General features: G+C 71.1%; 13 protein-coding genes. 3 read left to right on the top strand and 10 right to left on the bottom strand.

All coding sequences use genetic code 11. The annotated features are described in order from the left end of the window. The 4 genes from E2C05_RS00255 to E2C05_RS00240 form a co-directional block, all read right to left on the bottom strand. Entirely contained in the window at positions 1-513 is a 513-nt protein-coding gene (locus tag E2C05_RS00255) for a tripartite tricarboxylate transporter TctB family protein (RefSeq protein WP_133217571.1), read from the bottom strand. A gap of 179 nt (positions 514-692) precedes the next feature. Continuing rightward, the gene (locus E2C05_RS00250; protein ID WP_158291847.1) at positions 693-1,658 is read right to left on the bottom strand and encodes a tripartite tricarboxylate transporter substrate-binding protein; all 966 of its coding nucleotides are present in this window, start codon (positions 1,656-1,658) and stop codon (positions 693-695) included. A gap of 34 nt (positions 1,659-1,692) precedes the next feature. After that, complete coding sequence (locus E2C05_RS00245; protein ID WP_158291846.1) at positions 1,693-2,703, bottom strand: Gfo/Idh/MocA family protein; 1,011 nt, start codon at positions 2,701-2,703, stop codon at positions 1,693-1,695. A gap of 246 nt (positions 2,704-2,949) precedes the next feature. Continuing rightward, entirely contained in the window at positions 2,950-3,855 is a 906-nt protein-coding gene (locus E2C05_RS00240; RefSeq protein WP_133217568.1) for a LysR substrate-binding domain-containing protein, read from the bottom strand. A gap of 204 nt (positions 3,856-4,059) precedes the next feature. Here E2C05_RS00240 and katG point away from each other — a divergent pair, with 204 nt between their 5' ends. Together katG and E2C05_RS00230 are read left to right on the top strand one after the other, a co-directional pair. Then, positions 4,060-6,261: a catalase/peroxidase HPI gene (katG, locus tag E2C05_RS00235; protein WP_133217567.1), complete on the top strand. Its 2,202-nt coding sequence runs from the start codon at positions 4,060-4,062 to the stop codon at positions 6,259-6,261. A gap of 192 nt (positions 6,262-6,453) precedes the next feature. Further along, positions 6,454-6,879, top strand: a complete 426-nt coding sequence (locus tag E2C05_RS00230) for a helix-turn-helix domain-containing protein (protein ID WP_133217566.1) — start codon at positions 6,454-6,456, stop codon at positions 6,877-6,879. 7 nt (positions 6,880-6,886) lie between these two features. Here the strand turns inward: E2C05_RS00230 and E2C05_RS00225 are convergent, their stop codons facing one another. Then, positions 6,887-9,310: a recombinase gene (locus E2C05_RS00225; protein WP_133217565.1), complete on the bottom strand. Its 2,424-nt coding sequence runs from the start codon at positions 9,308-9,310 to the stop codon at positions 6,887-6,889. A 380-nt stretch (positions 9,311-9,690) separates the two neighbouring features. On the opposite strand from E2C05_RS00225, the gene E2C05_RS00220 reads away from it, so the two are divergent. Further along, entirely contained in the window at positions 9,691-11,187 is a 1,497-nt protein-coding gene (locus tag E2C05_RS00220) for an oligosaccharide flippase family protein (RefSeq protein WP_133217564.1), read from the top strand. A gap of 26 nt (positions 11,188-11,213) precedes the next feature. Here the strand turns inward: E2C05_RS00220 and E2C05_RS00215 are convergent, their stop codons facing one another. The 5 genes from E2C05_RS00215 to E2C05_RS00195 all read right to left on the bottom strand — a co-directional run bounded on the left by E2C05_RS00215 (position 11,214) and on the right by E2C05_RS00195 (position 22,911). Beyond that, positions 11,214-19,121, bottom strand: a complete 7,908-nt coding sequence (locus E2C05_RS00215; protein WP_133217563.1) for an Ig-like domain-containing protein — start codon at positions 19,119-19,121, stop codon at positions 11,214-11,216. After that, the gene (locus E2C05_RS00210) at positions 19,118-19,405 is read right to left on the bottom strand and encodes a hypothetical protein (protein ID WP_133217562.1); all 288 of its coding nucleotides are present in this window, start codon (positions 19,403-19,405) and stop codon (positions 19,118-19,120) included. The genes E2C05_RS00215 and E2C05_RS00210 overlap by 4 nt, the downstream gene beginning before the upstream one ends. Positions 19,406-19,665: 260 nt before the next feature. Next, positions 19,666-21,009, bottom strand: coding sequence for an NtaA/DmoA family FMN-dependent monooxygenase (locus E2C05_RS00205; protein ID WP_133217561.1), 1,344 nt, complete (start codon positions 21,007-21,009; stop codon positions 19,666-19,668). 137 nt (positions 21,010-21,146) lie between these two features. Continuing rightward, entirely contained in the window at positions 21,147-21,908 is a 762-nt protein-coding gene (locus tag E2C05_RS00200; RefSeq protein ID WP_133217560.1) for an SDR family NAD(P)-dependent oxidoreductase, read from the bottom strand. A 16-nt stretch (positions 21,909-21,924) separates the two neighbouring features. Then, the gene (locus E2C05_RS00195) at positions 21,925-22,911 is read right to left on the bottom strand and encodes an acetamidase/formamidase family protein (protein WP_133217559.1); all 987 of its coding nucleotides are present in this window, start codon (positions 22,909-22,911) and stop codon (positions 21,925-21,927) included. Positions 22,912-23,198: the final 287 nt, after the last annotated feature.

The following is a 23,198-nucleotide window of genomic DNA, read 5'->3' as shown; positions in this document are numbered from 1 at the left end:
TCAGGCTGGCTCCTGACCCAGGGCGAGCAGCACCGCTTCCTCCAGCAGGCCGGCGCCGATATTCACCCCGAGCAGCTCGACGAAGCCGAACCACACGGCCAGGCACAGCACCAGCGCCAGGCCGGCATCGCGCAGGGTGCGGCGGGACCCGAAGGCGGCCGCCACCAGCACGAATTGCCCCGCGGCGGCGAGCGAGAAGCCGAGCGGCACGATCAGCACCAGGTTCACCAGCAACCCGGCCAGGAGCAGCAGGAAGGCGCGCAGGTTGCGGGGTGGCGCCTCCCGCACCTCCTCCAGCGTCCAGGACCAGCCGCCGCGCAGCCCGCTGAGCGTCAGCCCGGCGCCGAGCGCAAGCAGCCCGGCGCCGACCGCATAGGGCACCGCCTTCGGCCCGACCTGGGCATAGATCGGCGAGTCCGGGATGGCGGTCGCCTGCCAGAGAACCACCGCGCCCAGCAACAGGACGCAAAGGCCGACGGCCAGGTCGGGGCCTGAGAGGCGGGAGGGCGGCATGCGCGCGGGATGTCCTTTTCCGCCCGGCGCCGTCGTCCCCGGCAGCCGGGCCGGGCCGCGCTGCCGCCCATCCCCGGTACCGCGTGCCCGCCAGGGCGACAAGCCGACCGGCCGCCGCCTGCGCGGGCCGGACTCGCCGATCGGCGCTCCGCAGGCCAAGGCGCGCCGGGCCACGGCCGCTACGGCACCGGCTTCGTCCCGACCCGCCTGGCGATGTCCTGCGCGATGCGGGCCTGCGCCGCGACGAAATCGGCGAAGCGGCCGGGTGGCATGGCCACGCCTTCCAGCCCCTGCGCGTCGAATTGCCGCCGCACCTCCGGATCCTCCACCGCCTGCGCTACCGCGGCGTGGATCTGCTGCACCATACCGAGCGGCGCGCCGGCGGGCAGCCATAGGCCGAACCAGTTCACCACCTCGAAGCCCGGCAGCCCCTGTTCCGCCATGGTCGGCACCGCCGGCAGCCCGCGCCAGCGACGCGCGCCGGTCAGCGCCAGGGCGCGCAGCCTCCCCTCCTGCACATGCTGCACGGCGATTTGCGTGCCGACGAAGAACAGGTCCACGCGCCCCGCCAGCAGATCCGTCATCCCCTCCGCGACGCCGCGATAGGGAACGGAGAGGAGATCCGTGCCGGTCATCGCCTGCAGCAATTCGGCCGGGATATGGCTGGCCGTGCCGTTGCCGGCATTCACATAGGTCAGCTGCCCCGGCCGCTGCCGTGCCAGCGCCAGCAGCCCGGCCAGGTCCTGCGCCGGCAGGGCGGGATGCACCACCAGCGCCTGGCCGAAATTCTGCGCAGCCAGCGTCACATGCGCGAAGTCCCGCACCGGGTCGTAGCCGGCATTGTCGTTGAAGGGCGGGATGTTGACATGGGAAGCGGTGGTGAACAGCCATGTGTAGCCATCCGCCGGAAGCCGCGCGACATAGGCAGTGCCGACCAGCCCGCCGCCGCCGGCACGGTTTTCGGTGAGGATGGGCTGGCCGAGCAGCGACTGCAGCCGCGGCGCGATGACCCGCAGGATCAGGTCCGGCGGCCCGCCGGGCGGGGAGGGCACGACGACGCGTATCGGCCGCGTCGGCCAGCCCGCCCCCTGCGCCTGCGCCGTCCCGCCCAGCGCGGCGAGGCCGAGCAGCCCGCGTCGCCTCATGCCGCGCGGCACCCCGGCCAGGACTTGCGCCATGTCATGCGACCGGCACCGGCGCGCCGCTGCGGATGGACGCCCTGATGGCGTCCAGCAGCGCGACATTGTGCACCGCATCGCCCTCCGGCGTCACCAGCGGGCGGCGGGCCAGCGCGGCCTGCGCGAAATGCTCGAGCTCGGCGCGCTCGGTCCGCGCCGCCGAATAGGTGATGACCTCGGGCGGCGCCTTCCGCGCGATGTCGGCGCGGTCCAGGCGGCAGAGCTTCAGGCTCCAGGTATGCAGGTGCTCGACATCGCCGACCTCGGCCCAGCCCTCGCTGCCGAAGACCTGCAGCCGCCAGGTCTCCGCCGTGGCGATGACGGTGCCGAGATAGCCGGTGGCGCCGCCGCGGAAGCGGAACAGCATGGAGGTGGTGTCGTCCATGCCATAGTCCTGCACCAGCCGGAAGCTTTGCGCCGTCACCTGCGCGATCGGGCCCGCCAGGTACAGCATCGCATCCACCACATGCACGCCGCGCCCGGTCATGCCGCCGGCCGGCCCTTCCTCCCGGTCATGCCGCCAATGGCCGGGCGGGAAGCGGTAGGCGCTGGCGCCGCAAAAATTCCCCTCCATGTGCAGCACGCGCCCGAGCGTGCCGTCCTCGATCAGCCTCCGGATCTCCCGCAGCGCCGGCTGGAAGCGCCAGTTGTAGCCGACGCCGAGGGTAACGCCTGCCTCGGCGCAGGCCTGCGCGGCGGCGCGGGCCGCGGCGGCGTCCACGCCCAGCGGCTTCTCGCTGAACACAGGCTTGCCGGCGCGGGCGGCGGCGATGATCTGGCCGGTATGCTGGGTGTGCGGCGTCGCCAGCACCACCGCATCCACCTCGGGGTCGGCCAGCGCCGCCTCGTAGCTTTCCAGCATCCGCAGCCCATGCGCCGCGGCGAAGTCGCGCGCCTTCGCCGGCGTGCGGGTGGCGGCGGCGGTGAAGCGGATATGCGGGCTGTCGGGGCCGAGGTGGCGGACCAGATTCTGGCCCCAGGCCCCCAGCCCGATGATGGCGGCGCGGATCATGCCGGCATGGTTCCCCTGCAAGGGCCCGGGCCTGCGCCGGGCCGGTTGAGTGTGCGCGCAGCGGGGCCGGCACGGAAGCCGGGCGGCACGGCGCACGGATGGCACCGGCGAGGCAGGCCCAGGCGCTGCCGTCCATCGCCGGCGGCGAAGCGCGGCCCGCAGGCATCGCATCCGGCCCGGCGGCCGGGAGGCGGCGTCCCGGGCCTCATGCCGGGCGGCGAATACCGGTATGGGCGCAGGCTGGCGTCAGATGGTCCCGGCCGTCGCCCCGGCGGCGAAGCCACGCAGTCGCGCCGCGATCACCTCTCCCACCGCATCGACCGCCGACCGACGCGGGTAGCGCGCCCGCCAGGCGATGCGCACCGTCCGCCCGGCCTGCGCCGCCAGCGGCCGCAGCACGATGCCCACATCCTGCGCCGCCCCGGCCGCCAGCCCCGGGATCATGGTAGTGCCATACCCCGCCGCCACCATGTTCAGCAGCGTCGACAGGCTGGCGGCCCGCAGCGCGCCGCCGAGCGCACCGCCGCGGCCGCAGGCGGCCAGCGCCTGGTCGCGGAGGCAATGTCCCTCGGCCAGCACCAGCATGTCCTCGGCCAGGTCCTCCTCCGCCACCACGGCTCGCGCAGCCAGCGGATGCTCGGGTGGCAGGGCGGCCAGGAAGGGCTCGTCGAACAGCACCTCGCTGGCCAGGTCCGGCCCGTCCACCGCGGTCGCCAGCAGCGCGGCGTCCAGTTCATGCGCCCGCAGCCGATCCAACAGGGCGGTGGTCTGGTCCTCCCAGGGTTCCACCTCCAGCGCCGGCAGCGCATCCTTCAGCGCGGCGAAGACCAGCGGCAGCAGGTAGGGTGCCAGCGTCGGGATGATGCCCAGGCGGAAGCGCCCGGCCAGCGGGTCCCGAAGGTTGGCCGCCACCGCCAGAATCGAATCCGCCTCCGCCACCGCCATCCGGACATGGCCCAGCAGCCTCTCGCAGGCGGCGGTCGGCGCCACCGCCTTGCTCGTGCGCTCGAACAGCGCCACGCCGAGCAACTCCTCCAGCTTGCGGACCTGGACGGAGAGTGTGGGCTGGCTGACGCCGCAGGCTTCCGCGGCACGCCCGAAATGGCCATGCTCGGCCACCGCCAGCAGGTATCGAAGGTCGCGGAGGTTCATCGGGTCAGTCGTGCTGCCGTTATAGGGAATGCCTATCGCCGCGATTGAAGGGCGGGGCTTCCTTCGATTGTCGTGATGGCGGTAGCGTTGGGCAAGACCAAGCATCCGGGGGAGGATGGGCGGGGCCCATGGCCCGTCCGGCTTTCGTCCTGCCTTCTTCCCGCGGGCCCGGTCGAGCAACCGAACCAAGACAGGAGAGCGACCATGGACGGAAGCAGCGCCGGCAAGTGCCCGGTGATCCACGGCCCGCCCAAGCACACCAGCTTCGGCGGCCGGTCCATTCGCGACTGGTGGCCGAACCAGCTCAACCTGCGGATCCTGCACCAGCATTCCGCCAAGTCGAACCCGATGGGCCCCGGCTTCCGCTACGCCGAGGAGTTCAAGAAGCTCGACATCGAGGCGCTGAAGCAGGACATCTTCGCGCTGATGAAGACCTCGCAGGACTGGTGGCCGGCCGATTACGGCCATTACGGTCCCTTCTTCATCCGCATGGCCTGGCACGCCGCCGGCACCTACCGCACCGGGGATGGCCGCGGCGGCGCCTCGAACGGCGCGCACCGCTTCGCGCCCGAGAATTCCTGGCCGGACAACGGCAACCTCGACAAGGCGCGCCGCCTGCTCTGGCCGATCAAGCAGAAATACGGCAACCGCATCTCCTGGGCCGACCTGTTCATCCTCACCGGCAACTGCGCGATCGAATCCATGGGGCTCAAGCCCTTCGGCTTCGGCGGCGGCCGCGAGGACATCTGGGAGCCGGAGGAGGACATCTACTGGGGCAACGAGGACACCTGGCTGGGCGACAAGCGCTACAGCGGTGACCGGCAGCTCGAGAACCCGCTGGCCGCGGTGCAGATGGGCCTGATCTACGTGAACCCGGAAGGCCCGAACGGCAATCCGGACCCGCTCGCCTCGGGCCGCGACATCCGCGAGACCTTCGCCCGCATGGCGATGAACGACGAGGAGACCGTCGCCCTCGTCGCTGGCGGCCATACCTTCGGCAAGGCGCATGGCGCCGGCCCCGCCGACCATGTGGGCCGGGAGCCCGAGGGCGCGCCGATCGAGGCGATGGGCCTTGGCTGGCTCAGCAGCTGGAAGTCCGGCAAGGGCGGCGACGCCATCACCTCCGGCATCGAGGGCGCCTGGAAGCCCAAGCCCACGACCTGGGACATGGGCTATTTCGACATGCTGCTGGGCTATGAGTGGGAGCTGCACAAGTCCCCCGCCGGCGCCCACCAGTGGCACCCGAAGGACAAGGCCGCCTGGACCCTGGTCGAGGACGCGCATGACCCGTCCAAGCGCCACCCGCCGATGATGACCACGGCGGACATGGCGATGAAGATGGACCCCGAGTACCGCAAGATCTCGGAGCGCTTCCACAAGAACCCGGACCAGTTCGCCGACGCCTTCGCCCGCGCCTGGTTCAAGCTGACCCATCGCGACATGGGCCCGAAGGTGCGCTATCTCGGCCCGCTCGTCCCGGCCGAGGACCTGATCTGGCAGGACCCGGTACCGCCGGTGACGCATGCGCTGATCGATGGGGGCGACATCCTGGCGCTGAAGGCGAAGATCCTCGCCTCCGGCCTCAGCGTCTCGCAACTCGTCACCACCGCCTGGGCCTCCGCCTCCACCTTCCGCGGGTCGGACCGGCGCGGCGGTGCCAATGGCGCGCGCATCCGCTTGGCCCCGCAGAAGGACTGGGAGGTGAACCAGCCGGCCCAGCTGACGGCGGTGCTGGCGCAGCTGGAGGAGATCCAGAAGGCGTTCAACGCCAGCGCGACCGGCGGCAAGCAGGTCTCCCTCGCCGACCTGATCGTGTTGGGCGGCTGCGCGGCGATCGAGGCCGCTGCGAAGGAGGCCGGCATCGGCATCACCGTGCCCTTCACGCCCGGACGCACCGACGCGACGGCTGAGCAGACGGATGCCGCCAGCTTCGCGGTGCTGGAGCCGCAGGCGGATGGCTTTCGCAACTACCTGAAGGGCGAATACACTGTCTCCCCGGAGGAGATGCTGGTGGACCGCGCCCAGCTCCTCACGCTGACGGCGCCGGAGATGACGGTGCTGGTCGGCGGCCTGCGCGTGCTGGGCGCCAACCATGGCGGCGCCAAGCACGGCGTGCTCACCACCCGGCCCGGCGCGCTGACGACCGACTTCTTCGTCAACCTGCTGGACATGGGCACGGCCTGGAGTCCGTCCAACGACCAGGGCGGGGTCTATGAAGGCTGCGACCGCGCCAGCGGTGCGGTGAAGTGGACCGGCACGCGGGTGGACTTGGTGTTCGGCTCCAACTCGGTGCTGCGCGCGGTCGCCGAAGTCTATGCCCAGGGCGATGGCCACCAGAAGTTCGTGCAGGACTTCGTCGCGGCCTGGACCAAGGTGATGGAGCTGGACCGCTTCGACCTCGCCTGAGCGAGGCTGACGGGGCGCAGCCGGGGAACCGGCCGCGCCCCTTTTTTCTCGGCCGCAGCCGGACCCCTGCGGCGCCCGGTTCGTCGCGTGACATGCGGCCACTGGCGGATTCGCAGGCCGCATCCAGCCATCGCTCGCCGCGCCGGGGCCTGTGCCCGGCGCGGCCAAGACTGAAGGGACGGGAGGACAACGATGGGCCGCAGCCTGGCTGGCCTGTGTCGCCAGGATCTGCGGCGCGCCGGGCTGCCCGGGACAGGCGACCTTGCCCGGCTGCTGGCCCTGCTGCGCGCCGCGCCGGAGACCCATGTGACGCTGGCCGATGCCGAGGCGCTTGCCGCCCGCGCCGGCCTGCCCGCTGCGCCGCAGGTGCTCGCGCGCCACCTGGACATGCTGGCCGCGCATGGGTTGCTGGGCCGGCTGCCGAGCATCTCCGGCGAGCCGGTCTTCGACACGGTGCCGGAGCCGCATTCGCACCTGGTCTATGAGGAAACCGGGCAGACCGTGGACCTCGACGTCTCGCCCGAGACGCTGCTGGCTTTGCTGCGCCAGGCGCTTGCCGATCGCCCGGGCGGCATCGAGGTCCTGGTGCGCGTGCGGCGCGACGCCGCGCGGCGCTGACGCGTCCTCAGATCGGGCAGACACCGCCGGCGCATTGCAGATGCGCCAAGTCCACCGCCTCATGCAGCGCCGGGTCGCGCACCGATTCCACCAGCGCGGCGAAGCGGCCGGCGGGCACTTCCTCCTCCGGCAGGTATTCGTAGCCCAGCGCGTGGTCGGGCCGGCTGGGCAGGATGGCGCAGCAGCGGATATGCGGCTGGTGGTCCAGCAGCATGGCGCGGAACGCCTCCAGGTCGTGCCGGTCGGTGAAGACCTTCAGCGTGTAGGAGACCTGATTTCCCCGTTCGGCGCCGATCCAGTGGCGTTCGAGCAGCGACAGCCAGCGATACTGGTCTTCCGGCGATGCCTCCGGCGCCGTCACGAGGCGATCCCCGATGCCGAGGCGCTGGATCAGCGGCAGCGTCGGGAAGCCCACCACGGCCATGCCGGGGAAGCTCCGCAGGGTGCGGATCGGATAGCCGCGCGCTTCGTATTCCGCCAGCAGCGGATCGCTGTCGGCGGCCCAGGCGCCGCCGTCGTCCTTCGTGCCCTTGAACTGCACCCAGCGGAGATATTGCCGCCGCGGCGGCAGATGCGCGCCCTCCGTCAGGCCGAACAGCTTGCTGGTGGTGCCAGCGGGCTTCACGGTGGTGATGGTGACCGGTTCCGCCAGGCCAAGCTGGTCGGCATAGGCCAGCGCCTCGGCCTTCGCGGCCGCCGACAGCCGGTCCAGCATCGCCCAGAACGGCGCGGCGCGGTCCTCGTCGAGAAGGTCGTCGAACCCCAGGCCCCAACGCATCCAGGCCCATTCATGCAGGCCGGTCGGCCCGAGGCCCATGCGGTTGGTGCGCCGCACCTCCTCCCCGTACAGCGCATCCATCAGGTTGGCGCGCATCAGGAAGCGGACGCCAAGGCGGACACTGTCCTCCACCCGGGCATCCCAGGCGGCGGCGACATCGGCGGGCACGGCGCCTGGCGTCATCCCGCCAAGTTCCACCGGGCAGGCCAGCAGCGGCGCGAAATCCGCGATGACGCAATAGCCGCCCGTCACATGCAGCGTGATCTCGCCGCAAGGATTGGTCGTCACCGGAAAGCATGCGGTCTGCGCCCGACGCGCCAGTTCGGCCAGCAGCGGCACGGCATGGTCCGCCCGATAGCGGGCGGAGCGGACATCGCGCCCATCCGCATGGACCGGCTTGGCGCGGGCGGCGCCGACCCGCATGTCCTCCAGCCGGTCGCCGTTTATGAAGCCCGGTTCGCCATTGATGAAGGCGCAGCGCGTCGCTTCCTCGAACACGGCCAGCGCGTGGGCGTGCTCCGGCTGCGTGCTGCCGGACCTTGCGGCGCGCACGCCGTCCCAGAACGCCGCATCCACCATCACCGAATTGTTGGCGGTCCAGAGCCCGCCTTCCGACTTGGCGCGGATGAAGCGCAGGATCCCGGCATCGCGCCAGTTCTTGGTCGCCATGCGCGCGGCGCGGCGGGCACCGCCCACCTGCACCTCGACCGAAAGGTAGTGATCCACCAGCAACGCCTGTTCCCAGGGCTGCAGCGCCGCATCGTCCGGGCCGCGGCGCCGCGCCGGCTCGATCACGTGCCGGCGCAGCGCAACGAGGCCGCGCAGCAGCGACAGCGGGCCGGAAGCCGGGCGCCCCTGCATGCCGCCGATCGGCGCGCCGCGCGGCCGGATCAGCGACAGGTCCAGCAGCAGCGTGCGGTCGGCGGCGCCGGCGAAGGCCATGCTTTCCAGGAGTTCCACCGCCTTCGCCCAGCCTTCCCGGCTATCGGCGATGGCGTGGCGGATGGCGTCGTTGGGCGGAGCCGTGGCGTCCGTCACCACCTCCCGCACGATCCAGGCGCGGACCGCCGCCTCCTGCTCTGCCGAGAAGGCCTCGAGGGTCGCGCCCCAGGGCAGCAGGCCGAACTCCGCGCCGAAGCGGTGCAGGTCGGCGCGGGTGCGGGGCCAATCGGCATGGTTCGGGTCAAGCCGCAGCAGCAGGCGCGGCGCCCGGCCCCAATCCACCACCGCCAGGTCGTCGTCATAGGCGCGGCCGACGCCGCTGCCGTTCAGCAGCAGGTAGAACAGGCTGAAAGAGGCTGCGGCGGTCGCACAATTGGTGAACACTTCCATGTTCCGGCCCGGCTGCGCCGCATCGCCATGCTGGAGGTGCCGGCCGGAAGTGATGAGGGCGCCGCTCGCGATGGCGTTGCGCAGCCGCGCCTGCTCCACCGGGTCCGCCTCGGCGCCGAGCAGCGCCATGTTGCCGGCGGCCACGCGGTCGGCGACGCGGCCGAAGTCCTCCTTATCCTCCGGCCGGAAGATGGTGCGGCGTGCGACCGCGATCCCCATGCCTGGGTCGAGTGCGCGCGCGGGCGCCGGGACCGTGCCGAAGCTGGCTCCCGGGAGCCTGACATGCCGCGCCCAATCCGCGCCGGGGAGGGAACCGTCCATTGCTGGCCTTCCATGCGGCCCCGAAGCCCGGGGCCTTCCAATCCATATATGGTGGCACTATCGCATTGTCACCCACCATATCGGGTGGAAGCCATGCGTACGCAGGAACACTCCTGCCGCAGGATCCTTTCCCTCCCCTGGCCGCCCTCCCCAACGGAGACCGCTGCGCAACCGGAATCACCGTCTGTCCATTGGACCGTGGCGTGCCATGGCCCTAGCCGTCTCCCCATGTCCGATGCAGCCGGCGTGACGCCGCCCTGACCCCTGGCCCGGACCGGCCGTTTTCCGTCGGTCCCCAGCCTCACGTCCCGCGCGCCGGCCACCGCCGGGCGCGGGAGGTCTTGCGTCAGTGCGCCCGCCCTTTCTCCGGACACCCAACCTTGCCCCTTCGCCTCCCATCGGCCCATGCGCCGGTCTGGGTGCTCGCCGAGAGCATCGCTGCCGCCTGCTTCTCCCTGCTGTCCATGCTGGTCATCGGCCGGGTCATCGGCCCGCATGCCGCCGGCACCGGCACCGTCGCCATCGCCGCCTTCCTGATCGCCGAACTGGTGGTCGGGTCACTCTTTCCCGACTCGCTGGTGCGGTTGGCCAAGCTGGAGCAGCGGCATGCCGACAGCGCGGCCACCGCCGCGGTGCTGTTCGGCATCCTGGGCGGTGCCGTCGTCGCCGCCCTCGGCCCGCTCCTGGCGCGGGAGGCTGGGGAGCCGGTGATCATCTGGCTCGCCTTGGCGCTGGCGCCGCTGCTGCCCATGGCCGCCTTCTCCGGCACCGCCTCCGGCCTCTATGTCCGGGATCAGCGGTTCCGCCTGCTGTCGGGCCGGCTGCTGCTGGGGCAGCCGGTGGCGCTGGCGGTCGGCCTCGGCCTTGCCTGGACCGGGCACGGGCCCTGGGCGATGATCGGCGCGCAGGCGGTCTCCACCCTGGTCACCTTCCTGCTGATGCTGCGCGGCGGCCTTGGCCTGCGGCCGCGGCTGGACCGCGCGGCGCTGGCCGATCTCTGGCCGATCGCCCTGCCGCAGATCGCCGCCGCCGTGGTGCAGGCGGGCAAGTACCGGCTCTTCCTCCTCGCGCTCAGCATCCTGGTGGTGCCGGGCGTGCTGGCGGTGGCGCATTTCGCCTTCCGGCTGGTCGATGCCGCCGTCGCGGTGGTCTGGCAGACCGTCTCCCGCATCTCCATGGCCCGGCTCTGCGCCCTGCAGCATGACCGGGAGGCGTTGGCGGAACGCTATGGCGAACTGGCCGAGCTGCAGTCGATGCTGGCCCTGCCGATCTGCCTCGGCCTGGGCCTCGTCGCCCCGGACATGGTGGCGCTGCTGTTGGGCCCGGCCTGGGCGGGACTCGGGGAAGCGGCGCGGATCGTCGCCTGTGGCGCCGCCCTCACTTTCCTCTACGGCGATACGCACAGCCTGTTCGTCGCGCTGGGGAAGGCGCGGCGGAACCTGGAGATCGCTGCGGTGACGCTGGCCCTGCCGCTGGCGGCGCTGGCCATCGTCCGGCCGCACACGGCCGAGGGCGCGGCGCTGGCCTGGGTGCTGCCATCCCTGGCGCTGCCGCCGGTGCTGACCATCCTGGTGCTGCGGGAGATCGGCCGGTCCCCCGCCTGGCTGGCGCGCAAGGTTGCCCCCGGTGTCTTCGCCGGCCTGGTCATGGCAGCGGCAGTTCTGCTGGCGCGGGACAACCTGGCGGCACCGCCCTGGGCCACGTTGCTGGCGGAGATCGCGGCGGGCGGCGTCGCCTGGCTGCTGGCCGCCGCGCTGGCCATGCGTGGTCGCCTGCCGCAGGCACTGCGGACCGACCGTGCCCCGGTCGCCTGGCGCCGGCGAGAAGCGTCGCGGCGGGGCCTGAGGGAGGCCGGGGCGGGGCAAGGCCCCGGCTGACCACGCCGCGGCGCCGGGCCGCGGGCCTAGAGGACGACCCAATCCGTACCCGGGTTGGGCAATGCGCCGCCGCCGACCGGTGTCAGCCCGTTCATCAGCGTGATCACCGCCGACCCGTCCAGCCCGCGGAAGAGCAGGTCTGACCGTCCGTCGCCATCGTAGTCGCCGATGGCGGCGATGTCCCAGTCCGGACCCGGCGCGGCAATGATGGCCGCCTGCCGCACCGTCGTCCCGTCCATCAGCCAGCCCACGACGGTGCCGTTGCCGTTGCGCCATAGGATGTCGGCGCGGCCGTCGCCGTCCAGGTCGCCCGTGCCGGCGACCTGCTGGCTGGTCTCCACCGTGCCGATCGCCCCGCCGCCGAGCACCGTGGCGCCATCCATACGCCACAGCACGACCGTTCCGTCGGCCGCGCGCCACAGGATATCCGCCCGCCCGTCGCCATCGAGGTCCGCTGCCGCCGCCACCTGCCAGTCCAGGCCGGGATTGCCGAGGCTGGCGAAGGACTGCACCACGAGGCCGTCCATGCGGGACAGCACGACGCTGCCATCGGCATTGCGCCAGAGGATGTCTGCCTTGCCGTCGCCATCCGTGTCGGCCAGGGCGGCGACCTGCCAGGACGGGTCCACCTGCCCGATCAGCGCGCCGTTCGTCACCGCCGGCCCGTCCATCCGCCAGCCGACCAGGCTGCCATCCCGCGCGCGCCAGAGCAGGTCCGCCTTGCCGTCAGCATCCAGGTCGCCGGTGCCCGATGCGGACCATTCCGGACCGACGAATCCGATCGCCGCGACGGTCGCGGCCAGGCCCTGCATGGACCACAGCACCAGCGGCGCACCCGCCGCCTGCCAGAGGATGTCGGCCGCGCCGTTGCCGTCGAGGTCCTGCGGGGTGACCGCGCCCGGCAGGCGCACGCTGCGGTCGGAGAATTGCAGCACCTCGACATCCCGCAGCGTCGTGACGCCGAGGGCGCTGGTGACCGTCCAGGTGCCGGCCACCAAGTCCGCCTGCCAGGTGGCGGCATCCGCGCCGATGCCGAAGACGGCGATGTCGCGGCCGGCGCCGCCATCGAGCGAATCCGCCCCGCCGCCGCCCGCCAGCGTGTCGTTGCTGCTGAGGCCGAGCAGCGTGTCAGCCCCGGGGCGGCCCGCCAGGCTGTCGGGCCCCGGCGTGCCGGTGACGGGGTCGTCGTTCAGGATGCGGCCGATGGCGGTTCGCGCCGCCATCTGGACCAGCGTGCCCTCGGTGGCCGAGAGCAGGGTCAGCGCCACGCCCTCCGCCTGCTCCGGCACGCGGTCGGTCGCGGCCCCCAGGACGATGGTCAGGCTCGCCTGGCCCGGGGCGAAGCCGGCGGTGTAGGTCCCGAAGCCGCTGCCGAGGCCGGTGCCGCCCAGGGCCACCAGGGCGATGTCGTCGCTGGTGGTGCCGCCGGCGCCGGCCCCGACCGAGAAGGTCACGCCCGAGGCGTAGGAGAGATCGCCGGTCCGGGTCAGCGTGAACGCGAGCAGCCCGCCGGGGCCCGGCCCGTCGCCTTCCAGCACCGCGCCAGCATCGGTCGCGGCCCAGCCGATCACCGGATAGACATCGTCGTCCTCGAAGCCGCCGGCAGCGGTGTCGGTCGCGGGGTTGGTCGTGACGTCGGCAACCGGCGAGAGCTCGAGCACGACGACGGTGGTCGGCTCGGGCAGGCGGTCGCCACGCGCCGCGACGGTCAGGACGCCCGTGGCCTGGCCCGGCTCGAACACGATCTCGTAGGTGCCGGTCGTGCTGCCGAGGCCGTTGCCGCCCCAGGCGATGCGCGACAGGTCGTCATTCGTGCTGTCCACGTCGAGGAAGACGCCGAGCGTCAGCACCGAGCGGACGTCGAGGTCGCCGGTGCGGGCGAGCGTGAAGGTCAGCACGCCGCCGTCGGCGGGGTCGTCGCCCTCCGGCACCACGCCGACGCTGCGCGCGGTGAAGCCGACCGTCGGATAGACGTCGTCGTTGGCGATGGTGCCGGTCGCGCTCAGCGGGCCGGTGGTGGACAGCGTCGCGCCGGTGGCGCCGGTCAGCGTCAGCCGGATGGATTCATCGTCCTCCGGATTGCGGTCGCCGGTGCTGAAGACGCTGATGGTGCGGCTCGCCTCGCCGGGCGCGAAGGTCACGGCATAGGTGCCGAGGCCACTGCCGAGCCCGGTGCCACCGACGGCCACGGTCCCGATATCGTCCGCGGTGACGCTCTGGCCCGGGCCCGCGCCGAGGGTGAAGGCGACCGTCGAGACGATGTCGAGATTGCCGCTGCGCAGGATGGTGAAGGCCAGGGCGCCGGACGCCGGTGCATTGCCCTCCGACACGCTGCCGACATCCGCCGTCTGCAGGGCCACGCTCGCGGGCGGGACCGTGACCGCGATGCTGGCGCCCGCCACGTCGTCCTCGCCGTTGCCGATGCCGTTGCCAGGCGTGCTGTCGGGGTCGGGGGCGGAGGCGGTGACCAGCTCGGCCACGATGTCCGGCGTGCCGGCGGTGGCGAAGAGGGTCTCGATGGCGAATTCGGCGAAGCCGCCGGCCGCGATCGGGCCGAATGTCCAGATCCCGGTCGCCGGATCGAAGCCTTCGCCGCCGCCGAGGAAGCTTACCCCAAGGCCTGGCGTGAGCTGGACCGTACCGCCGCTGCTGGCGGGGCCGGCATTGTCGACGCGGACCACGAGATCGGTGGTGTCGCCGGCCGGGAGCTCGGCGGCGTTGATGACGAGGCTGACCGACAGGTCGGCGGAGGTGTCCGGGACCACGGCGATGGTCACCGACCCGTCGGTCGTGACGAATCCGTCCGAGAGCCTGTAGATGAAGCTGTCCGTCCCGACGAAGCCAGGGTTCGGCGTGTAGGTGAAGGTGCCGTCCGTCACCGGGTCGACCCTACCGTTCGCCGCTTCGAAGAAGGCGACCACCTGGAGCGTATCGCCATCCGGGTCGCTGTCATTGGCCAGCAGCCCCGGGGCCGCCACCGTCAGCGTCCGACCCGCCACCACGGTGTAGCTGTCGGCGCCCGCCACGGGCGGCGCATTGGTCACGTCGATGGTGACGGTGACGAGATCGCTTCCCAGCACGCCATCGCTGAGGCTGTAGGTGAAGCTGTCCTGGCCGACGAAGCCCGGGTTCGGCGTGTAGCTGAGGAAACCGTTCAGCCTGGGGTCGATCGTACCGTTCGCCGGCAGGTAGACCCCGATCACGAAGATCGGGTCCCCGTTCGGGTCGCTGTCGTTGGCCAGCAGGCCGGGAGCCGGGACCGTCAGCACTTGGCCCGCATGGACGCTGTAGCGGTCCGCCCCGCCGACGGGGTTGCCCTCGAGCACGGTGATGGTCACCATGGCGATGTCGGTCGCGATTCCGTCCGAGACCCTGTAGACGAAGCTGTCCGTCCCCACGAAGCCAGGGTTCGGCGTGTAGGTGAGGGTGCCGTCCGTCACTACCCGCATGGTGCCGTTCGTCGGCTGGAAGAAGCTGGTCACCAAGAGCGCGTCGCCGTCCGGGTCGCTGTCGTTGGCCAGCAGACCAGGCGCCGCCACCGTCAGCGTCCGGCCCTCCTGCACGGTGAAGCTGTCGGCGACGGCCACCGGCGGCGCATTGGTCACGTCGATGGTGATGGAGATGAGCCCCGACCGCAGCACGCCGTCGCTGATGATGTAGCCGAAGCTGTCCTGCCCGACGAAGCCAGGATCGGGCGTGTAGGTCAGCTTGCCATTCGTCACCAGATTGGTGGCGCCGTTCGCCGCTGCGGACACGGCGATCACGGTGAGCGCGTCACCGTTCGGGTCGCTGTCATTGGCCAGCACGCCAGGTGCGGCGATCGTCAGCACCTGGCCCGCGCGGACGCTGTAGCGGTCCGCCACGCCGACCGGGGTGCCCTCCACCACGGTGATCGTCACCGTGCCGTTGGTGGTCATGGTCCCATCCGACAGGACGTAGGCGAAGCTGCCGGTCCCGGCGAAGTCGGGGTTCGGCGTATAGGTAAGCCCACCGTTCGTCACCAAGCTGACGGTGCCGTTCGCCGGCTCGAAGAAACCGGTCACCGCAAGCGTGTCGCCATCCGGGTCGCTGTCATTGGCCAGCAGCCCGGGGGCCGCCACCGTCAGCAACCGGCCTTCCTGCACGGTGTAGCTGTCGGCGACCGCCACGGGGGCAGCGTTGACCACATCGATGGTGACGGTGGTGAAGTTGCCGAACACCGTGCCGTCGAAGGCACGGTAGGTGAAGCTGTCCCGGCCGACGAAGCCGGCATTGGGCGTGTAGATGAAGCTGCCGCTCGTGACGATATCGAGCTGCCCGTTCGCGGGCGGGAGGAAGCCGCCGACGATCAGCGCATCGCCGTTCGGGTCGCTGTCATTGGCGAGCAGGCCCGGCGCGTCGATGGTCAGTGCCCGGCCCGGCCGCGTGGTGTAGCTGTCGGCAAGCGCCACGGGCGGGAGGTTCGCCACGTCGTCGTTGAGGATGGTGACGGAGAAGGGCGTCGTATCCACCGCGCCGAAGGTGCTGAACGACAGCGCGACCCGCACCGATTCGTCCGGCTCATTCGTGCTGTCCGGCGTGATCGGCATGCTCAGCGTCGCGGTCGTCTGGCCGGCGGCGAAATCGACCGCGTAGCCATTGCCCAGGCCATTGACCAGGTCGTCGAGGCCGACCGGCGCGGCGCCGGCGCCCTGGATCTCGATGAAGACACGGGCCACGCCGAGATCGCCGCTGACCCGCGCCACGCTGACGCTGAAGCTGTTGGCAGACCCGGGCGCGGTGCCTTCCGCGACGCGCTCGGGGCTCACCGCGGTGATCTGGAAGACAGGCGGCGGCAGGTCGTCGTCGAGGATGGTCACGAAGAAGGGCGTCGGATCCACCCCGCCGAAGGTGCTGGACGACAGCGCGACCCGCACGGTCTCGTCCGGCTCATTCGTGCTGTCCGGCGTGATCGGCACGCTCAGCGTCGCGGTCGTCTGGCCGGCGGCGAAGTCGACCGCGTAGCCATTGCCCAAACCGTTCAACAGGTCGTCGAGGCCGACCGGCACGGCGCCGCCGCCCTGGATCTCGACGAAGACCCGGGCCGGTCCGAGATCGCCGCTCACCCGCACCAGATTGATGCTGAAGCTGTTGGCAGACCCGGGCGCGGTGCCTTCCGCGACGCGCTCGGGACTCACCGCGGTGATCTGGAAGATCGGCGGTGGCAGGTCGTCATCGAGGATGGTGACGAAAAAGGGCGTCGTATCCACCCCGCCATAGGTGCTGAGGGAAAGCGTGACCCGCACGGTTTCGTCCGGCTCAAGCATGCTGTCCAGCGTGATCGGCACGCTCAGCGTCGCGGTCATCTGGCCGGGGGCGAAGTCGAGCAGGTAGCCGTTGCCCAGGCCATCGACCAAGTCGTCGAGGCCGACCGGCGCGGCGCCGGCGCCCTGGATCTCGATGAAGACACGGGCCGCGCCAAGATCGCCGCTCACCCGCGCGACGCTGACGCTGAAGCTGTTGGCAGACCCGGGCGCGGTGCCTTCCGCGACGCGCTCGGGGCTCACCGCGGTGATCTGGAAGACCGGCGGCGGCGCGCCGACGGTGAAGGTGATCAGCGCGTTGGCGGCGCCACTCAGCGTGCCGGCCGGATCGCTGTCGTCGGTGATGAAGTAGCGGAAGCTCTCGCTGCCCGTCCAGGACGGGCTGCGCGGCGTGTAGACCAGGAAATTCGGGTCGTTGGGATCGACGTCGAGCCTGCCCTCGCCAGCCTGGTTCTGGACGGCGTAGCCGGCGACGCGCAGCACCTGGCCGGGATCGGGGTCGCTGTCATTGGCGAGGAGATCGTTGCGCGCGAACCGCAGCGTGCTGCCGGCGGCCACCGTCAGGCTGTCGTTGACCGCGACCGGCAGGCGGTTGGCGAAGTCCAGGCTGACGCTCGCCCGTGCCTGCCGGCCGAGGCTGTCCTGCACGACATAGGTGAAGCGGTCCGGCCCGGCATAGGCGGTCTGCTGGCCGAGCAGCGTGCCGAAGGGGTTCAGGTCGAAGACCGCGGTCGAGCCATCGGCTGTGCCAAGCTCGCCAGGGGTCACGGCCCGCAGGACCACAAGCGTGCCCGCGGCCGTGGTGAGCCGGGACACCACCTGGTCGTCGCCCGGGTCGGCGGTGCCGCGGTCGTCGAGCAGGCCGATGATGCTGAGGTCGGAGCCGGTGTCGTTCGCCAGCACGCGGTTGCCGGTCAGGAAGCCGGCGCGGGCGATGGTGGCGACCACCGGCCCGTCATCCCGGGCGACGAGCGGTCCTCCTACCGCGAAGGTCAGCGTCGCGGTGACATAGGGTCCCTGCGGCAGCGCGCCACCGAGGTCGGCGAGGTCGGTGATCGCATACTGGATGGAGAAGCCGCCGGCATAGTCGGCAAGCGGCGTGAAGGTGATGCCGCCAAGGTCGGCATCGCCGAAACCGGTCAGCGTGCCGAACGGGCTGCTGCCGCTGCCGTTGTAGAACGCAAGCGTCAGCGCATCGCCATCCGGGTCGGCATTCGCCGGGATGCGCACGATGTCGCCCCACTCGAAGCTGTTGGCAACGCCGGGCAGCACATAGAGAGTCTGGTCGGTAGCGATGGGCAGGCGGTTGTCGATATCGACGGTGACGGTGGCGATGTAGGCGGATCCGCCGGCATCCCGCGCCGTATAGGTGAACTCGGCGGTCTGCGGCGCCGTGCCGTAATGGAAGAGCCGGAACAGCTCGAAGCTGCGGTCGATGGCGACGACATAGCTGCCATCCGACGGTGGCAAATAGCTCCCTTCGGTGATGGTGACGCCGCTGTCGTTGGCCAGCAGCACAGCGAAGGGGATGACGATCTCCCCGCCGACATTGCCGCGCACCCGGTCATTCGCCACGCTGCCCGGGGCGGCAGGCTGCACGGTGACGGTGGCGGTATTCCCAGGAGTTGCGCCCGGGTCGTTGAGATGGGCGTACTGGAAGGTGATGGCGCTGGTCAGCGGCGCGCTGAGCGTGAACTCCAGAACGCCGTCCGGATACAGCGCCGGATCGAAGCTTCCCGGGAAATTATTGATGGCAACGCTGACGATCGGCGGATTCGTGGTCGTCACGAACCCCAGCAGGAAGGCATTGCCGTCCAGCACAACGTCATTGGCGAAGAGGTCGGCAAGGCTGACGACGATGGTCGTCGCGTCACGCGGCGCGACGACCGTATCGGCGACCGCGATGGGCGGGCGGTCCGCGCCGAACAGCAGGCTGATGTCCACCAGCGCAATCGGTGCTTCGCCGCTCTCCAGCGCCACGGCGTCGAGCCCGAAGGCAAGCTTTTCCACGCTGCGGAACAGCAGGTTCTCGGTTGCCAGGCCACCATTGGCGGCGATGCTCAGGAAGCCGATGCCGCCGTTGAAGAGGGTCGAGGCGTCCTGGGTGAACAGGTAGTCCTGCGGGCGGCCGCGCAGCACGAGCATGTCGTCGCCATCGCCGCCGAGCACGGAATCGGGGCCGGCGGGCAGGCTGCCGCCGGCAAAGATCGTGTCGTTGCCGCCGCCGCCGGCGATGAACCGCCCGCCGTCGAGCCCGATCAGCAGGTCACTGCCGCCGGGGTCGTTGCCGCCATTCACGCTGAACAGGTCGGCGTAATCGTCGCCGGCGATGTATGCGAAGCCGACGCCGCTGCCGATGATGGTGTCGTTGCCCTCCCCGCCCACCAGGGTGTCGAGATCGGGCGTGGCGGACAGGAGACGGTCGTCGCCTGGCCCACCGTCGAGCAGCGTGCTCCCGGCCACGGCGCCAAGCAGCGTGTCATTGCCGCCCTCGCCCTGGAGTTGGTCGTTCTCGCCCGGGGCGGCGCCACCCCCGTCGATCAGGTCGTCGCCGTCGTCACCCCGGATGATCTGAGTCGCAGCGCCGCCGAGGATGGTGTCGGGTCCGGGCGTACCGAACACGTCGGGATCATTGTTGACCGATCCGCTCATCCTGCGGCCTCGTATGCTGTCGTTGCACTGGACCTGGTCAGGCCTGCCGGCACGACGCGGCAGGCGCTCGGAAGGCTCCAGCCCGGCCTGCCACAAACGTCGCTTTCGGTTGCGCCGTCGGCCATCGCGTCCGCGGCGCGGGGGGCGAAGGGGTTGCCGGCCTCACTGGCCGCCACGACGCGACTCTCGATGGAAGCGTTGCCGCCATCGCCCCGGAGCGCGTCGGGCCGCTTCGACCTGCCGGTGATGGTCTCCCGGCCGTTGCGGCCGGTGGAGGTCGCCATGGCTCAGCGTCCGGCGCGGGCCCGGCCGGCAGGCCACGGGGTCCGATCAGACCGGGTCGCCGCCATCATCCTCTCCTTCCCGCATGCTGCGGCCCCATGCGGGCGCCGTCCATGACATGGCCGCAATCCTGCCATGGAACCGGACCGGTGTCGTTGTGAAACTGAGGGTTGCGGGAGGGCTGGCGGACCGAAAACTCGGACGATAAGCCAGGACACAACCGTCGAGTGCTGTCAGAAATGCAGTTCTCGCCAATGTGGCGTCAACTATCGGCCAGGTTCTCCTTCAGCGTGTGGTACCGGTACTCCCGGCGGAACCGGCCGCGGCGCTGCAACTCCGGCACCAGCAGGTCGGCAATGCCGACTAGGTCCGGCGGCATGGCGACCGTGTGGCCCAGCATGAAGCCGCCGCGGGAGCCCGTCGCCTCGAACAGCTCCTCCAGCCGGTCGGCCAGCTGCGCCGGCGATCCCGCGAGGGTGCGGTCATACACTGTCGCCTCCCGCAGGCCGTGCTCGAAGAACTCCTCCCGCGTCAGCTCGGCATCCTCGCCCAGCCGCACCGACAGCTCCTTCAGAAATCCCATGGGGGAGGCCTGGCCGGCGATGATCTCGGCATGCAGTTCCTGCAAGGTGAAACGCGCCGGCAGCGTGGAGAAGTCGTAGCCCGCATTGTAGGAGAGATAAGCCCCCACCGCCTCGGGCGGGATGGAGGTGAGCAGCAGGTCGCGCCGCGCCAGCGCCTCCCGCTCGGTCTCCGCCACCACGATGGGCGTCTGCCAGAGGATGCCCACCTGCTCCGGGTCGCGGCCGATCGCCCGCAGCGCCTCGTCCAGCGCCGCGCGCTGCCGCACTTGCAGCGAGAGATCCATGTCGCCGCCGAAGACATGGTCCGCCACATGGGCGGAGGCGCGGATGCCGCGCGGCGAGCCGCCGGCCTGGATCAGCACCGGCCGCCCCTGCGGCGAAGGCGGCGTGTTCAGCGGGCCGGTGACCTTGAAGAAGCGGCCGGCATGCCGCACGTCCCGCAGCTTCGCCGGGTCGCCGACGCGGCCGGTCGCGCGGTCCCACAGCATCGCGTCCGGGTCCACGCTGTCCCAGAGCAGGCGGAGGACATCGGTGAACTCCTCCATCCGGTCGTAGCGGGCATTGTGGTCCGGCAGCTCGTCATGGCCGTAATTGGCATGGTCGGACAGCCGCGTGGAGGCCACCAGGTTCATCGCGATGCGCCCGCCGGTGATGTGGTCCAGCGAGTTCAGCAGCCGCGCGCAGTAGTAGGGGTGCAGGAAGGTCGAGGAGAAGGTCAGGCCGTAGCCGACATGCTTCGTCACGCGGGCCATGGCGACGGCATAGGGCGTCAGGTCCTGGCGCGGCCAGTTCATGCCCCATTCCACCGCCGCGTCGCGGGACCCGCGCCAGGTGTCCGGCACGCCGGTGCCGTCGCCGGAGAAGACGATGTCCAGCAGCCCGCGCTCGGCGATGCGGGCCATCTCCTCGAACATCGCCACGTCCGGGAAGGTGTGGCCGGGCCAGGCGCCGGGCATCCGCCAGCGCCCGCCCATGTGGGAGTAGGAAAAATCGAAGCCCAGATGCATCCGGCGCTTGGCCATGCGCTTGCCCTCGGTGCGCGCGCCCGTCACAGGTGCGCCGGTTCGGGGCGTGCAAGCGCCATGCCGGGCAGGATCATGCCGGGGAGCGCGATGCCGGCCCGCCCCACGTGGTCAGCGGGGCCGCGGCGCCCGTCGGGTCACAGCTGCACGCCGCGGGTCAGCGCGCCGTCGATGACCAGGTTCGTGCCGGTGGTGAAGCTGGATGCGGGGCTGGCCAGGAAGACCACGCCGCGCGCGATCTCCTCCGGCTTCGCCATGCGGCCGGTTGGGTTGAGGGCCAGCGCCTCCTGGAACAGCGCGGCATTGTTGGTCTCGATCCACTGCCAGATCCCACCCTCGAAATAGGTATTGCCGGGGGAGACGCTGTTGGCGCGGATGCCCTTGCCGGCCAGGCGATAGGCCAGCCCCTGGGCGTAATGCACCAGCGCCGCCTTGAAGGCGCCATAGGCCGGGCCGGTGAAGTCGATCTCGCGGCCGGAGACGCTGCTGACCGCGACGATCGACCCGGCCTTCGACGCCTCCAGATGCGGCATGGCGGCATTCACCACGCGCACCGTGTGCATCATGTCCGTCTCGAAGCCCGCCTTCCAGGCAGCCTCGTCGTCGGCGACCGCGAGGGCGGAGACATTGGCGACGACGATGTCGATGCCGCCCAGCGCCGCGGCGGAGGCGGCGACCCAGCCCTCGAGCGCCGATTTGTCCGCCACGTCCACGGCTTGGCCGAGGGCGGTCACGCCCCTGGTGCTCAGGCCGGCAACGGTCGCCTCCACCTCGGCGGCGTTGCGGGCGCAGATCGCGACATGCGCGCCTTCCTCGGCAAAGAGCTCGGCGCAGCGCCGGCCGATGCCCTTGCTACCGCCGGTGACGATGGCGCGCAGCCCCTTCAGTCCCAGGTCCATGCTCTCCCCCTCTTGGTCAGGCGATGTAGGCCTTCAGGATCGAAGCCCCGAGCGTGTATTTCGGGTCGACCATGTTGCCGACGCGCATCTTCCCGGCCTGGGTGCAGAGGAAATAGGCCTCCCCCTCCTCGAAGCCGAAATCCTCCACCATCCAGCGGATCAGGTCGCGATAGGCCATGCGCGCGGCATCCTCCATCGGGCGGGCGCTGCCGACGGACATGATGAAGGCCTCGTTCTCCAGCCGCACGCCGGGGATCGACCAGCCCTTGATCAGGTCGACCTGCACCGTGGCCACCGCCGGCATCTCCACCGCCACGCCGCACAACTCGCCATCGCCCTGTCGCGCATGGCAGTCGCCCAGATAGAGATAGGCATCCTTGTGGTGGACCGGGAAATACACCACCGCGCCCGGTGCCACGTCCGGCAGGTCCATGTTGCCGCCCCAGTAGTCCGGCTGCAGGGAGGAAACGGCCTCGATCTCCGGGCTGACGCCCAGCGTGCCGATGAAGGGCTCGTAGGGCAGCGTCACGCGGTCGCTGAATTTCACGCCCGACGTCGTCACCTCCATCTTCTTGACCCGCTCGGGCAGCGGCTTGTTCAGCATGGCCGTCGCCGGCGTCGCCACCAGGCCGCCGAATTCGGGGATCAGCGCGGTGGTGCCGACCGGCTGCGGCCCGCGCGGCTCGATCGAGAGGATATGGACGCAGAGCACATCGCCCTTCTCCGCCCCCTCGACCGCGATCGGGCCGTTCTGCGGGTTCAGGAAGGGCATGCGCAACAAAGCGGAGGGGCTGTCGGTCTCCGCCTTGATCTTGCCCTCGAAGGCGTCATGCGTCTCGGCCGCCACGACATCGCCGGGGACGATGCGCAGCACCGGGTCGGCATAGGGACCGTAGACATAGCGGTATTGGCCCTGCACCGCCTCGGTCAGCGCATGGGTGCGGCCGCGCCGGCCTCGTGCCACGCCCTTGCGGCCCATGTAGGATGTCTCGATCCAGCCCATGCCCGGTCCCCGGCCGTTAGGGGGAGGAGCGTCGGCCAGCGGCAGCGGCGCGGCAAGCCGAAATGGGCGGGCCAACGCGGCGGCCGGCAACACCGGGCGATCATGGACTGCGGCCCGCATGCAATCCCGCCGAGTCCTGATTGTGGGAGAAGGGGTGCGTGGCGCACGGCGTTCGTGCTGCGTTCTGCGACGGGCGGCTGCAACAGGGGGGAGACCAGTAGCCTGCCTGGACCAGGGGCGGGGGCGCCGGCCTGACCGGTCGCGAGCGCCAGGCCGCCCCGGATATC

This window comes from Paracraurococcus ruber (assembly GCF_004353985.1).
Lineage (GTDB): Bacteria > Pseudomonadota > Alphaproteobacteria > Acetobacterales > Acetobacteraceae > Paracraurococcus > Paracraurococcus ruber.
This window is presented reverse-complemented; position numbering and strand designations above follow the sequence as displayed.